General features: G+C 70.7%; 15 protein-coding genes. 9 read left to right on the forward strand and 6 right to left on the reverse strand.

Going from position 1 to position 12,338, the window contains the following annotated elements; genetic code table 11:
• Positions 1-26 precede the first annotated feature (26 nt).
• Genes OG588_RS24260 through OG588_RS24270 form a run of 3 tightly spaced genes read right to left on the reverse strand, consistent with a single transcriptional unit; the run spans position 27 to position 4,090 of the window.
• The gene (locus OG588_RS24260) at positions 27-809 is read right to left on the reverse strand and encodes an SDR family NAD(P)-dependent oxidoreductase (protein WP_405949142.1); all 783 of its coding nucleotides are present in this window, start codon (positions 807-809) and stop codon (positions 27-29) included.
• Positions 797-1,279, reverse strand: a complete 483-nt coding sequence (locus tag OG588_RS24265) for a cupin domain-containing protein (RefSeq protein ID WP_405953195.1) — start codon at positions 1,277-1,279, stop codon at positions 797-799. Before OG588_RS24265 ends, OG588_RS24260 begins: the two co-directional genes overlap by 13 nt.
• Before the next feature lie 18 nt (positions 1,280-1,297).
• Entirely contained in the window at positions 1,298-4,090 is a 2,793-nt protein-coding gene (locus tag OG588_RS24270) for a GNAT family N-acetyltransferase (protein WP_405949143.1), read from the reverse strand.
• A gap of 104 nt (positions 4,091-4,194) precedes the next feature.
• Between OG588_RS24270 and OG588_RS24275 the strand changes: the two genes are divergently transcribed.
• Positions 4,195-4,908 (forward strand): siderophore-interacting protein, encoded by a 714-nt coding sequence (locus tag OG588_RS24275; protein ID WP_405949144.1) that lies wholly within the window; start codon positions 4,195-4,197, stop codon positions 4,906-4,908.
• A 42-nt stretch (positions 4,909-4,950) separates the two neighbouring features.
• On the opposite strand, the gene OG588_RS24280 is transcribed toward OG588_RS24275, so the two are convergent.
• On the reverse strand, positions 4,951-5,457 hold the full coding sequence (locus tag OG588_RS24280) for a GNAT family N-acetyltransferase (protein ID WP_405949145.1): 507 nt from the start codon (positions 5,455-5,457) through the stop codon (positions 4,951-4,953).
• A 253-nt stretch (positions 5,458-5,710) separates the two neighbouring features.
• Between OG588_RS24280 and OG588_RS24285 the strand changes: the two genes are divergently transcribed.
• The 4 genes from OG588_RS24285 to OG588_RS24300 all read left to right on the forward strand — a co-directional run bounded on the left by OG588_RS24285 (position 5,711) and on the right by OG588_RS24300 (position 7,632).
• Entirely contained in the window at positions 5,711-6,307 is a 597-nt protein-coding gene (locus OG588_RS24285) for an HhH-GPD-type base excision DNA repair protein (protein WP_405949146.1), read from the forward strand.
• Between the two features lie 74 nt (positions 6,308-6,381).
• Positions 6,382-7,047, forward strand: coding sequence for an HdeD family acid-resistance protein (locus OG588_RS24290; protein ID WP_405949147.1), 666 nt, complete (start codon positions 6,382-6,384; stop codon positions 7,045-7,047).
• A 78-nt stretch (positions 7,048-7,125) separates the two neighbouring features.
• Positions 7,126-7,458 carry a hypothetical protein gene (locus OG588_RS24295; protein WP_405949148.1) on the forward strand — a complete coding sequence of 111 codons (333 nt, stop codon included), beginning with the start codon at positions 7,126-7,128 and terminating at the stop codon, positions 7,456-7,458.
• A gap of 51 nt (positions 7,459-7,509) precedes the next feature.
• Positions 7,510-7,632 carry a hypothetical protein gene (locus OG588_RS24300; protein WP_019054906.1) on the forward strand — a complete coding sequence of 41 codons (123 nt, stop codon included), beginning with the start codon at positions 7,510-7,512 and terminating at the stop codon, positions 7,630-7,632.
• Between the two features lie 29 nt (positions 7,633-7,661).
• On the opposite strand, the gene OG588_RS24305 is transcribed toward OG588_RS24300, so the two are convergent.
• On the reverse strand, positions 7,662-9,182 hold the full coding sequence (locus OG588_RS24305) for a helicase HerA-like domain-containing protein (RefSeq protein ID WP_405949149.1): 1,521 nt from the start codon (positions 9,180-9,182) through the stop codon (positions 7,662-7,664).
• Between the two features lie 105 nt (positions 9,183-9,287).
• Here OG588_RS24305 and OG588_RS24310 point away from each other — a divergent pair, with 105 nt between their 5' ends.
• Both OG588_RS24310 and OG588_RS24315 read left to right on the forward strand, forming a co-directional pair.
• Complete coding sequence (locus tag OG588_RS24310; protein ID WP_003999914.1) at positions 9,288-9,584, forward strand: type II toxin-antitoxin system VapB family antitoxin; 297 nt, start codon at positions 9,288-9,290, stop codon at positions 9,582-9,584.
• Positions 9,585-9,743: 159 nt separating this feature from the next.
• Positions 9,744-10,379, forward strand: coding sequence for a LytR C-terminal domain-containing protein (locus OG588_RS24315; RefSeq protein ID WP_405953196.1), 636 nt, complete (start codon positions 9,744-9,746; stop codon positions 10,377-10,379).
• Positions 10,380-10,554: 175 nt separating this feature from the next.
• On the opposite strand, the gene upp is transcribed toward OG588_RS24315, so the two are convergent.
• Positions 10,555-11,190, reverse strand: coding sequence for a uracil phosphoribosyltransferase (gene upp / locus OG588_RS24320; RefSeq protein ID WP_026150077.1), 636 nt, complete (start codon positions 11,188-11,190; stop codon positions 10,555-10,557).
• A 96-nt stretch (positions 11,191-11,286) separates the two neighbouring features.
• On the opposite strand from upp, the gene OG588_RS24325 reads away from it, so the two are divergent.
• Together OG588_RS24325 and OG588_RS24330 are read left to right on the forward strand one after the other, a co-directional pair.
• Complete coding sequence (locus OG588_RS24325) at positions 11,287-11,505, forward strand: hypothetical protein (protein ID WP_405949150.1); 219 nt, start codon at positions 11,287-11,289, stop codon at positions 11,503-11,505.
• 243 nt (positions 11,506-11,748) lie between these two features.
• Complete coding sequence (locus tag OG588_RS24330; protein WP_405953197.1) at positions 11,749-12,297, forward strand: hypothetical protein; 549 nt, start codon at positions 11,749-11,751, stop codon at positions 12,295-12,297.
• Positions 12,298-12,338 lie beyond the last annotated feature (41 nt).

The following is a 12,338-nucleotide window of genomic DNA, read 5'->3' on the forward strand; positions in this document are numbered from 1 at the left end:
ACGTACGTATGTACGGCGCCGGTGACTCACCATGGGGGCCGCGCGGACACTCCGCCGTCCACGACCAGGTCGTGCCCGGTGACCCAGGACGCGAGGGAGGACGCCAGGAAGACGCACGCGTCGCCCACGTCCTCCGGCCGCCCCAACCTCCCCGTCGGCGCCGCCTCCCGCCACCTCCGCACGCCCTCCGGCCAGGCCTCCGCCAGCCCCTCCCGGTCGATCAGACCGGGCGAGACCGTGTTGACGCGGATGCCGTACGGGCCGTACTCCAGGGCCGCCGACCGCGCGTGCATGACCACCGCCGCCTTCGACGCGGAGTAGTGCGCGTGCAGCGCGGCCGGGGCGCTCGCCTCGATCGACGCGATATGCGTCACCGTGCCACCGGTGACGTCCCCCTCGCGCATCACCTCAACCGCCGCCTGCGTGCACGCGAAGACGCTGGTCAGGTTGGCTTCGACGACCGCCCGCCAGTCCGCCGCCGTCATCCCGGGCAGGGGTTGCGTCGGCTGTACGCCCGCGTTGTTGACCAGTGCCGTGAGCTGGCCGCCGGCCCACTCGGCCGCCTCGCGGACCAGCCCCCGGCAGGCATCCTCGTCGGTCAGCTCGGCTTGCAGTACGACGGAACGGGCGCCCAACTCCCGTACACGCGTGGCCACTTCACCGGCCGCCTCCACCCTCGTACGACAGTGGACCGCGACCCCCGCCGCACCCTCCTCCGCGAATCGCAGCGCGATCCCCCGGCCGATTCCGCCGCTCGCGCCCGTGACCAGGGCGAACTGGCCCTCCAGCAGGCGGCTCACGGGCGGCACAGCCCGGTGATGCGGGCGGCCTCGGCCGGGGAGTGGGCGTAGCGGGCGGTCAACTCGCCCGCGTCGCCGTGCTCGTAGCCGTCGTAGGTGAAGCCGGGTGCCATCGTGCAGCCGAAGAACGTCCACGCGCCGCCCGCCACCACCCGCGCCCCCATCCAGGTGCCGCCCGGCACGGTGAACTGGAGGTGCTGGCCGTGCAGGATGTCCGGGCCGAGGACCGCCGTGCGCGACGTACCGTCCGGGGCGAGGAGCAGGAGTTCCAGCGGGTCGCCGAGGTGGAAGTGCCAGACCTCGTCGCCGGGCAGGCGGTGCAGGGCCGAGTGGTCCGCCGCTGTCAGCAGGACGACGATCGCCGTGCCCGCCGGGCGGCCGTCGGGCAGCTCCGGGCCCGCCCAGGTACGGCGGAACAGGCCGCCCTCGCGGGGGATCGGCTCCAGGCCGTAGTGGGCGACGAGGTCTTCTGGGGTCACTCCGGTCACGTCGGCAGGCTACGGGAAGGCCACCTCGCGAGGGAGAAACGCCAGTTGAGCGCGCTTTTCGGGGATGAACACGTCGGGGATGTCGACCTCCGGCAGGACGACCCTCGGGCCCGCCACGAACCCCTGCCGCAGGAACCGCGCGATCGCCTTCTCGTTCCGTACGTCCGGGTCGACGACGATCCGACGCCGGTCCAGACCGAGCAGCACGTAGGAGGCGAGGGCGCCCATCAGCGCCGCCGACCAGCCGGGCCGCTCGCCGTCCGGTCCGGCGGGTGCCAGGAGGAGGTGGATGCCGATGTCTCCGGGTGCTACGGCGTAGCAGTCGCCGACGCGGTCGGCCGCGGGGTCGTAGGTCTGGAGGAGCGCGACGGGTTCGTCGTCCCGCAGCACCAGGTGGGCGTGGTGGGTGTCGAGGGTGTCCATGTGGGCGTAGATCTCGGCGACTTGGGACTGGGTGAGGCCGTTCATGCCCCAGAACGCGGCGCGTTGCTCACTGACCCAGCGATGGATCGTCCCGGCGTCGGCGGCCAGGTCCAGGGGGAGGACGCGGACGGTGCCGAAGCCGTCGATGTGTTGTTCGTGGAGGACGGGTTGACGAGGTTCTCTTTGTCCCACAGGTGTGCCGGTTTCGGGTGCGAGGCGGGTGAAGTCGGTGATCACCGGGACCAGATCTCCCTTGAGCCACAAGGGCAGTTGATCGCGGTGGTGCGGTGAACCGGGCACCCCCGACGCCCCGAACGGCACTACCCACAGGCTGTCCTCCCGCCGCGCCAGGTCCCACACGAAGCGAGCCGCCGGGCCCCGCCCGCTCAGGTCGGTGAGCCCGGGAACGGATGAGGTGCACAGCACGCAGTCGTGGTCACCGGACAGGCCAGGGGCGGGAGTTGGAGTCCCACCGAACGCCCGCCAGGGTGCGAGGCGATGAGTGTCGCCCCACACGCCGACCGACTTCGCCGCAGCCTCCTCGACCGCCGCCCGCACGATCTCCGACCGGTCGATGCCGTACAACTCCCGTGCCCGCAGCAGGTGTTCGAGCGCGAAGGCGACGCGGGGCAGCAGCGCGAGCCATGGCAGGAACACCTCCGGGTACGCGGGTGGTTCGGCCGGCGCGGCGAACGCGGGGTGCGCCGCGAGCCGTCGTACGACCGCGCCGCGTACGGCCGCGTAGGCGGCGGCGTCGGTGCTGTCGGCGTCCATCCGGCGGTCCCAGTTCAGCAGCCGGTCGCGGAGCGCGGAGGCCTCGGGGGTGAGGTCGGTGAGTGCGTCGAGGTGGTCCAACAGGGGTGTGGCCGAGCCCAGTTGGGTGTCCATGTGGATCGCGGGCATATCGGCGGCGGACCAGTGCTCGCGCTCGGCGAGCAGCGCGGTGATGCGGTCGGCGCGGTGGTTCGGGGCGAACTCGACGCCGAGCGGGGTGGCCGGGCCGCGCTGGTTGGCCATGACGGCGACGCCGTCGTCCGACAGCCCTCCGCGAGGCGGCCGGTGCCAGCCGCGCCATGCGTGACCGGGTTCCCAGGCGGGGACGAGCCGGGTGCGGTTGGCCTCGGCACGGATCGGCACCCGCCCCGCGACCCGGTGCAGCAGGCCGCCCTCGGTGTCGGCGGCCTGGACGACGTTGACGGGCTCGGCCCAGTCGTCGAACGCCCGGTCCACGTCGGCGACTTGGTGGGCGCGGAGGAGGGGGAGGAGTGCGGTGAAGCCGAGGTCGTCGGTGACGCGGGGCGGGTAGCGCAGGCTGACGGCGAGGGGCGGGGCGTCGGGCGGGGCGCTGATGCCTCCGACGAGCCCTTCCGGCCCACCGATGATGCCTCCGTCAAGCCCTTCCGGCCCACCGATGATGCCTCCGTCAAGCCCTTCCGGCCCACCGATGATGCCTCCGTCAAGCCCTTCCGGCCCACCGATGACGACCGGCCCGCGCTCGGTCTCGATGACCTCGACCTCGACGGGCTCCTCCCCGGCCACCTCGATGGTCTCCGTGTGCCGGGCGGCGCGGCGCCAACTCCCGTCCGGGCCAAGGGCTTCCACCCCGGCGCCGGTGCGGCGCAGCCGTTCCCGGTAGAGGTCCTGGTAGTCGGCCATGGCGTTGGTGATGGCCCAGGCGACCGTGCCGGTGTGCCCGAAGTGGGCGATACCGGGGACGCCGGGCACGGTGAGGCCGACGACGTCGAACTCCGGGCAGGAGAGGTGGACTTGCTGATAGACACCGGGGCCCTCGATGAAACGGTGCGGATCCCCGGCGAGCACGGCCCGCCCGGTGGTGGTCCGCGCCCCGCTCACCAGCCAGCCGTTGCTGCCGGAGGTACCGGGGCCGTCGGTGGCGAACAGCCCTACGGCGTCCGGCCCGAGGTGCCGTATCGCCTCCTCGCGCCAGAGCTTGGAGGGGAACCCGGCGAACAGGATGTGCGTGGCCAGCCAGACGCCGAGGGGAGTCCAGGGCTCCCAGCGGCCGGGAGCGGGGCCGTACTTGGCGAACTCGGGAACAGGGCTCGCGGCCAACCCCTCGTTGACCCCGTCGACGTACGCCTGGACCCAGCGCGCGGTCTCCGGATCCCGCTTCTCCAGCGCGGCGAAGCACCGTCCGGCCGTGTCGTCGAGGCGGGCGCGTCGGGCGAAGAGGTCCCAGGACAGGGCGCGGACGCCAAGGAAAGAGGCCGACGTGCCCTGGGCCCGGTGCCGTTCGACCTCGATCTGCCGGCCGCGGTCGAGGGCGGTGACGCGGCCCTGGGCGTGGGCGAGCTCGTCGGCGCTGCCCGCGCGCAGGTGGGGGATTCCCCAGGTGTCGCGGTAGATCTGGGTCGTCACCCGGTGGCCCTTCTCTTTCAAGACTGCCTGTTTTGCGGCTGCTTTTTAGGTTAGCCTTGCCTAAGTTACTGGTGGGGAAAGCGTACGCGAAAGGTGAAGAGCCGATGGTGCAGGGGCGCGGTTGGGAGGGCGCGGTTCTCCGGCTGCTGCGCGCGAAGGACTTCGAGTTCACGGTGACGAGGGCCGAGGACGTCACCCCGCACTACCGCCGCCTCCGCCTCACCGACGGCGGCATGCTCGCGGCGACCGGCGTCCACCCCACGATGTGGGTCCGCCTCTGGTTCGACAACGCCGGCAAGCCGCACCAGCGGGCGTACACCCTGGTCGACCCCGACCCGGCGGCCGGCACCTTCGCCCTCGAATTCGCCCTGCACGAGGGGTGCGCGAGCGACTGGGCCCGCTCCGCGAAGCCCGGTGACACCATCGAGGCGACGGTCCAGGGCACGGGCTTCGAGGAGCCCACCCCGCCCCCGACCCACCTCTTCGCGATCGGCGACCCGGCATCACTGCCTGCCATCAACTCCCTTCTGGAAACGGTGGGTTCGGCGACCCCGACGACGATCTGGTTCGAGAGCGCGACCGAGGGCCTGCCGTTCCGCACCGACCCGGCACTGCACGAGGTCCGCCACCTCTCCAGGGGCCAACTCGCCGACCGGGTAAGGGCGGAACTCCCCGACCTGCTGAAGGACAGCGCCGACCCGTACGTCTGGATCACCTGCGACACGGCCACGACGCGGGGGCTGTCGTCGTACGTACGCAGGGAGCTGGGGGTGCGGCGGGAGCGCGTGCATGCGCTGGGGTACTGGCGGGCTTCCTGAGCGGCAAGCCGCCCCTGCCGAACCTCTGTGACGGTGATCGGGCTACCCAAGAGGGTGCTGGTAGCGCAGCTTGTTGAGAGAGGCCCCGCCCGTGGTGTCCTCCACGGCTGCGCCGTCCGCGCGCCAGCCGGCGGCTTCGTAGAAGCGGCGGGCGCGTTCGTTGCCCTCCAGGACCCACAGGGTGGCTTGCGTGTAGTCGGCCTGTCCGAGCGTCGTCAGCGCGGCCAGCGTCAACTGCTTCCCGATCCCGGTGCCCCAGACTTCTGGGGTCGCGTACAGCGTGCCGATTTCGGCGGTGGCAGGGGTCTTCTGGGACGGGCCGAAACCTGCGAATCCGACGACCCCCGCCTCGGTTTCGGCCACCAGCACTCCCGCCGACGGCCATCGCGCCTCCACGATGTATGCCCTCCACTCGGACTCTTCGCGGCTCGGTTCCATGGCGTCGAGGTAGTGCGGGGGAACGAGACCGGCAAAGGCCACCTGCCAGGAGCGCACGTGGACACGGGCGACCGCCGGTGCGTCATCGGCCCGTGCCTGTCGGGTCTGCATGGCCGTCATTGTTCAAGTCCTGTCAATCCGGGCCAAGTTGTTTTCCCGACGGCGATACCGAGTGCTCAACTGCCTTTTCCGGCAAGGCTCGTGCGGAGTTCGCGTAGCCCGCGGGTCAGGGCTCCCCGCGCCGGTACGCCGAGCGGCCACGGTCCACAGAACACCGCAGATGCCCGCACTCCAGCATCCGGACTCCAACGCCACGTGCCCGCACCAGCAGGCACCCCCCGCACGCACGCGCCATCATCGACCCATGGACGCAACCCTTCACCTCGCCCAGGACCCCGCCGCCGACGAACTCCTCGGCCGTTCCCCGCTCGCCGCGCTGGTGGGGATGCTGCTCGATCAGCAGGTGCCGATGGAGTGGGCGTTCAAGGGGCCGCGGACGATCGCCGACCGGCTCGGGACCACTGATCTGGACGCGCACGAGATCGCGGCCCGTGACCCCGAGGCCTTCGCCGCGCTGCTCTCCGAGAAGCCGGCCGTGCATCGCTACCCGGGTTCCATGGCCAAGCGGATCCAGCAGCTGTGCCAGTACCTCGTCGAGCACTACGACGGGGACGCGAGCGGTGTCTGGGCGGGCGTCGGCACGGGAGCCGACCTCCTCAAGCGGCTGGAGGAACTGCCCGGGTTCGGGAAGCAGAAGGCGCAGATCTTCCTCGCCCTGCTCGGCAAGCAGCTCGGGGTCACGCCGAAGGGCTGGCGCGAGGCCGCCGGGGCCTATGGCGAGACGAAGTCCTACCGCTCCGTCGCCGACATCACCGGGCCCGAGTCGCTGGCCAAGGTCCGCGCCCACAAGCAGGAGATGAAGGCCGCGGCCAAGGCCGCGAAGGCGGCGGGCGGCAAGTAGTCACCTCGGCAACCCTGTCAGCCAGGTGGCCCGCCCGGGTGGCGGGCCGTCCGTGCCCGGTCAAAACATGGACCATGACCGAGGCACCGAGCGGCCCCTGGGGCCCGGAATACGACGACCGCAGCGCCCACGCATCACGCCCGCCGCGGCCCCCACATGACTCGCCGGAACCGGAATTCGAAGGGCCCCTCTTCGCCCTCTCCAAAGCCGCCTGGCAGGTCGTCCTGCTCACCGGCGTCGCGTCTCTCATCCTCGGCGTACTGGTCCTCGTGTGGCCCGGCGCGTCCCTCTTCGCGGCCGGCATCCTCTTCGGCGTCTACCTCCTGATCAGCGGCGTCTTCCAACTGGTCGCCGCCTTCGGCACCCACCGGGCGACCTCGCTGCGCGTACTGGCGTTCATCAGCGGCGCGCTGTCGATCGTGCTGGGCCTGTTCTGTTTCCGCGGCCCGATGCAGTCGATCCTGCTGCTCGCCCTGTGGATCGGCATCGGCTGGCTGATCCGGGGCATCACCCAGACCCTGGCCGCCCTGCACGACAAGACGATGCCCGCGCGCGGCTGGCAGATCTTCCTCGGCATCGTCACCTTCATCGCCGGCATCGTGCTGATCGACTCACCCTTCCGCTCGGTCGCCGTCCTCACCCTCGTCTGCGGCATCTGGCTGGTCGCGGTCGGCGTCGTGGAGATCATCACGGCCGTCCGGATGAGGGGCCTCGCCAAGAAGGTGCCCCCGTCCCTGTGAGCCTCGTTGGTAGGCCGTGCGGGCGGTTTACGCGCCCGTCGCGATGAACGCCGTACGGCCGCTGGGAGATGACCTTCCATGAGCACCAGGGTGAGCCCCGCGCACCGCCTCCCCCGCAGCCACGTCTGGCTGCGGGCGCTCGTGCTGCTCCTCGCCCTGCTCGTCCCGGGCACCCACGCCGAGATGCGCGCGACGCCGGTCGCGTCGTCCGTAGAGACGACCATCGAGTACGACGTCCTCGACACGGCCGCTGCCCTACGGCCCGTCTCGCTCACCGTCCACCGGCCCACCGCACCCCTGCGGCCCGCGCCAGGCCCGGCGGCGACGGCGCCCCGGGCGCGCTCCTTCCCCGCGCCGCCCTCGCCCCCGTACACCCTCCGCGCCCTGCGCACCGTGGTCCTGCGCTGCTGACGGACCGACCTCCCCCAGGTCAACCGTCACCACGACGTCAGGAGCACAGCCATGCCCATCGACCCGTACGCCGTCCTGCGCGCCCTGCTGCGCGCGGAGGCCGTCCGCAACGCGCCCAAGCCGGAGGTCCGCCGACCCGAGCCGCAGCGGCCCCCGGAGGAACGGGCCCGCTGACCGCCGTAGGCAGAACGGCCCGGCGGGGGCTAGCGCTTCCGTCGGGCCGTGCCGAAGAGCGAGCGGGTGATCTCGCGGCCGATCTGGGTGCCGACCGATCGCGCCAGGGACTTGAACATGCCGCTGCCGACGACCTGTTGGACCATCGACTCGTCCTCCTTGGCCGACTTGGCCGACGGCTTCGAGGCCGCCTTCGGTGTCTCCTGCGGCTCTCGCACTGCCGTCGTCAACTTCTCGTACGCCGACTCGCGGTCCACAGCCTGTGCGTAACGGCCGTAGAGGGACGAGGACTTGACCGCCGCGTCGAGGGTCGTCGCGTCGATCGGGCCCATCAGGGACTCGGGGGCGCGGAGGCGGGTGACCGCCACCGGGGTCGGGGCGCCGTTCTCGCTCAGGACCGTGACGACCGCTTCGCCGGTGCCCAGGCCCGTGAGGATCTCCTCCAGGTCGTAGGAGGAGTTCGGGAAGGTCTTGACCGTTGCTTTCAACGCCTTCTGGTCGTCGGGGGTGAAGGCGCGGAGCGCGTGCTGGACGCGGTTGCCGAGTTGGGCGAGGACGTCGCCGGGTACGTCCTTCGGGGTCTGGGTCACGAAGAAGACGCCGACCCCTTTCGAGCGAATGAGGCGGACGGTCTGTGTGATGGAGTCCAGGAAGGCCTTGGACGCGTCGTTGAAGAGCAGGTGCGCCTCGTCGAAGAAGAAGACGAGCTTCGGTTTGTCGGCGTCTCCGACCTCCGGGAGGTCGTGGAAGAGGTCGGCGAGCATCCACATCAGGAAGGTCGAGAAGAGCTGCGGTTTGTCCTGGACGGCGGGGAGTTCGAGGACGGAGACCATGCCGCGGCCGTCCGACGCCGTGCGCAGCAGCTCGCTCGTGTCGAAGTCGGGCTCGCCGAAGAAGTCGGCCATGCCTTGCGCCTCGAAGGCGGTGAGGGAGCGCAGGATCACGCCGGCCGTGGCGGTGGACAGGCCGCCGATGTTCTTCAGCTCCGGCTTGCCCTCGTCCGAGGTCAGGAAGGTGACGACGGCCCGCAGGTCCTTGAGGTCGATCAGCTCCAGGCCCTTGGTGTCGGCGTAGTGGAAGATCAGGCCGAGGGACTGCTCCTGGGTCTGGTTGAGCTGGAGGACCTTCGACAGCAGCACCGGGCCGAAGCCGGTGATCGTGGCGCGGACGGGGATGCCGTGGCCGATGCCGCCGAGGGCGTAGAACTCCGCCGGGAAGCCGGTCGCCGTCCACTGCTGCTTCACCTCGGCCGCCCGGCCCGCGACCTTGTCGTTCGTGACGCCGGGTGCGGAAATGCCCGACACATCGCCCTTCACGTCCGCGAGGAACACCGGTACGCCCTGCGCCGAGAGCTGCTCGGCGATGAGCTGGAGGGTCTTGGTCTTGCCGGTGCCGGTGGCGCCCGCGACCAGGCCGTGGCGGTTGAGCATCGGGAGGGGGATGCGGATCTGCGCGTCGGGCAGACAGGCCCCATCCCACAGCAGGGCCCCGAGGTCGAGTGCAGGTCCTGTGAAGGCGTAGCCCGCGGCGATCGACTCGCTGTCACTCATATCAGGCCCCTGTTCCCTTTTTGCCCTGCTTTGCTCCATCTTTTCCAGCGTCGCACTCCGTCTCCATGGCTGCGCCCGGAACGTCATGACCGGTAGGCTTTCCGTGTGATCTTCAAGCGCATCGGAAACGGCCGGCCGTACCCCGACCACGGCCGGGAGAGCACCCGGCAGTGGGCGGATGTCGCGCCGCGCCCGGTCCGCCTCGATCAGCTCGTGACGACCAAGGGCCAGCTCGACCTGGAAACGCTGCTCGCCGAGGACTCGACCTTCTACGGCGACCTCTTCGCGCATGTCGTGAAGTGGCAGGGCGACCTGTACCTGGAGGACGGGCTCCACCGGGCGGTCCGCGCCGCGCTGCAACAGCGCCAGGTGCTCCACGCGCGCGTGCTCGAACTGGACTGAGCCGCACTCATCAGGTCCCGGGCACGGGCTCGGACGGTCGCCTTCCGGTAACCCGTTCGTCCTTTCGGGTTGGTCTCGGCGCTGTCGAATGATCATCTAGTAGGCATCGTCGCCCGGGCGCACTACGCTGCGCTCATGAGCATGCTGACTCCCCCAGGCATGGGCGGCCAGTACCGGATCACGGGGGACAAATACCCGCGCATGCGCCGTTCGCGGCGTCGCGGGAAGCTCGTCCTCATGATGGTCGCGTCCGTCGCCGTACTGGGTGTGGGCGGGTGGGGCACGTTGCAGCTCATCGACGTCTTCACCGGTGGCGGCAAGCAGGCCTCGGCCGCCGGTTCCAAGGCCGCCTGCGCGTCCAAGGCCAGCCCCTCGGCGAGCGCGAGCGCGAGTACGGACTCCGCCGTGCCGAAGCCCGCCCAGATCACCGTGAACGTCTACAACGCCACGCCCCGCAGCGGCCTCGCCAAGTCGACCGCCGACGAGCTGAAGAAGCGCGGCTTCAAGATCGGCGACGTGGGCAACGCGTCCGCGCAGTGGGACAAGAAGGTCAAGGGCACCGGCGTACTGCTCGGCCCCGCCGCCTCGCTCGACACCTCGCTGCCGGTCCTCGCCACCCAGCTGACCGGCGCCGAGCGCCGTACCGAGGCCACCCGCAAGGGCGCCACCGTCGACCTGATCATCGGCACCGCCTTCAAGAACCTCACGGCGAAGGCGGCCGCCGACAAGGCCCTGGCCACGCTGAGCGGCCCCGCCGCACCGACGGCCGGCGCTTCACCGAAGGCGTGCTCATAGCCGTACGAAAGTGGTCGTACGGCCGACGGTCGTGCGGCCGGCAGTCGTACGGAGGCAGTCGTACGGAGGCAGTCGTACGGAGGCAGTCGTAGGACAACACCCGATTCCCGTACGGCGGGTAAGAGCCGTACGGGAATCGGGTGTTGATGGAGTCTTATCGGGTGTTGACGGAGTCCTACTCGGCCGCGCCGTAGAGGCGGTCGCCCGCGTCGCCGAGGCCCGGGACGATGTAGCCGTGCTCGTTCAGGCGCTCGTCGACCGAGGCCGTCACGACCGTCACCGGGGTGCCCGCGAGCTCGCGCTCCATGACCTCGACGCCCTCGGGGGCGGCGAGCAGGACCACGGCCGTCACGTCGTCGGCGCCGCGCTTGATCAGCTCACGGATCGCGGCGACCAGGGTGCCGCCGGTGGCGAGCATCGGGTCCAGGACGTACACCTGGCGGCCCGAGAGGTCCTCCGGCATGCGCGTGGCGTACGTGGACGCCTGGAGGGTCTCCTCGTCGCGCACCATGCCCATGAAGCCCACCTCGGCGGAGGGCAGCAGCCGGACCATGCCGTCCAGCATGCCGAGGCCGGCCCGCAGGATCGGCACGACCAGGGGGCGCGGGTAGGACAGCTTGACGCCGGTGGTCGGGGCGACCGGCGTCGTGATGTCGACCTGTTCGGTGCGCACGTCGCGCGTGGCCTCGTAGGCGAGCAGGGTGACCAGCTCGTCGGCGAGGCGGCGGAAGGTCGCGGAGTCGGTGCGCCGGTCGCGCAGCGTGGTGAGCTTGTGGGCGACCAGGGGGTGGTCGACGACGTGGAGACGCATGTCCACAACAGTAGCCGCCCCTCCGTACCTGCTCGCGCTGGCATCAAACCGCCCGTCCGGGGGAAAGTGGGAGGGACGGAACGGGGTGGTGCACCGATGCCTGACCGTGAGTCCCACAAGGAACCGTCGCAACCGAAGGAACCGGCGAGGAGCCGGGACACGAGCCGGGAAAGCGATGCCGAGCGCAGGCGGCGCCGGGCCCAGTTCCTGCGCGAGCTGACCGAGGCGCGCGAGCTGCGCGACCGGGTCCAGCCCCGCCGCGCGAAGACCGCGCGGCTGCGCCACGCCATGCGTATGCGCACGTTCCGCTGGTAGTTGAGGCCTGTCTCACAGCACTTTGTAAGGCCAACCGGGTGCGTGTGCAAGGCGATCGCCGCGTACGATCCCGCTGGTGGTCGATCAAAACGGGCGGACACAGGGAGCCGAAGACGTCCCCTGAACGCCTTGTTTCTGCCACGATTCCGAGTGGGTGGGGCTCGGAGCACGAGCTCTCCCCGCCCGCAACCTCCGCCGGGGGGACCCCCAACCGGCACACCTATGACCAGTGGGAGAGTCACGGTGTACTTCGCCGCACTGCTCGCGCGCACCGAAGACGGGTGGGAAGCGAGCGACACAGAGCTCGACGATGTCGAGAGCCTGTCGGATCTGGCCGAACTGGCCCGTGAAGCCTCGCCCGAGGACGACACGGTGCTGGTGCTCATCGAGCAGGAGGACGCCTGGTTCGGCGTCGTCCGCATCGACGGCGAGGACGACCCTCGGATCTACGTCTCGGACGCAGCTGCCGCAGCCCGCAGCTCGTACGGCGAGATCCTGCTCACCGACGAGCTGCTCGGACGGGATCCGGACGACGACGATGTCGTCGACCTGGACTCCCTCGACCTCGACGGTACCGAGGACGGTGATCCTCAAAATGAGGACGAGGAGGACGACGACGAGGCCGGCACCTCCTCGGCCGAGGCCGTTCCGCACAGCCCCGTCGGTGACAGCCAGATCCTGGACGACCTGGGCGTCGGCGAGAAGGAGCTGCGGCTCCTCGACGCGGACGACGCGCTGAGTTCCATCGCCGAGGCCCTGGGGGCCTCGGAGGTCCTGGAGACCGTCCGCTGACCACAGCACGCACAGAAGGGACCCCGGACCCGGTACGCGAC

The sequence above is a fragment of the Streptomyces prunicolor genome (assembly GCF_045162825.1).
Classification (GTDB): Bacteria; Actinomycetota; Actinomycetes; order Streptomycetales; family Streptomycetaceae; genus Streptomyces; species Streptomyces prunicolor.

What these genes read in the sequence shown, in the direction of transcription:
- OG588_RS24275 (WP_405949144.1), top strand. Translation starts at nt 4,195, where the DNA reads ATGGTGCAGGGGCGCGGTTGGGAGGGCGCGGTTCTCCGGCTGCTGCGC.
- OG588_RS24280 (WP_405949145.1), bottom strand. Translation starts at nt 5,457, where the DNA reads ATGCAGACCCGACAGGCACGGGCCGATGACGCACCGGCGGTCGCCCGT.
- OG588_RS24285 (WP_405949146.1), top strand. Translation starts at nt 5,711, where the DNA reads ATGGACGCAACCCTTCACCTCGCCCAGGACCCCGCCGCCGACGAACTC.
- OG588_RS24290 (WP_405949147.1), top strand. Translation starts at nt 6,382, where the DNA reads ATGACCGAGGCACCGAGCGGCCCCTGGGGCCCGGAATACGACGACCGC.
- OG588_RS24295 (WP_405949148.1), top strand. Translation starts at nt 7,126, where the DNA reads ATGAGCACCAGGGTGAGCCCCGCGCACCGCCTCCCCCGCAGCCACGTC.
- OG588_RS24300 (WP_019054906.1), top strand. Translation starts at nt 7,510, where the DNA reads ATGCCCATCGACCCGTACGCCGTCCTGCGCGCCCTGCTGCGCGCGGAG.
- OG588_RS24305 (WP_405949149.1), bottom strand. Translation starts at nt 9,182, where the DNA reads ATGAGTGACAGCGAGTCGATCGCCGCGGGCTACGCCTTCACAGGACCT.
- OG588_RS24315 (WP_405953196.1), top strand. Translation starts at nt 9,744, where the DNA reads ATGGGCGGCCAGTACCGGATCACGGGGGACAAATACCCGCGCATGCGC.
- upp (WP_026150077.1), bottom strand. Translation starts at nt 11,190, where the DNA reads ATGCGTCTCCACGTCGTCGACCACCCCCTGGTCGCCCACAAGCTCACC.
- OG588_RS24325 (WP_405949150.1), top strand. Translation starts at nt 11,287, where the DNA reads ATGCCTGACCGTGAGTCCCACAAGGAACCGTCGCAACCGAAGGAACCG.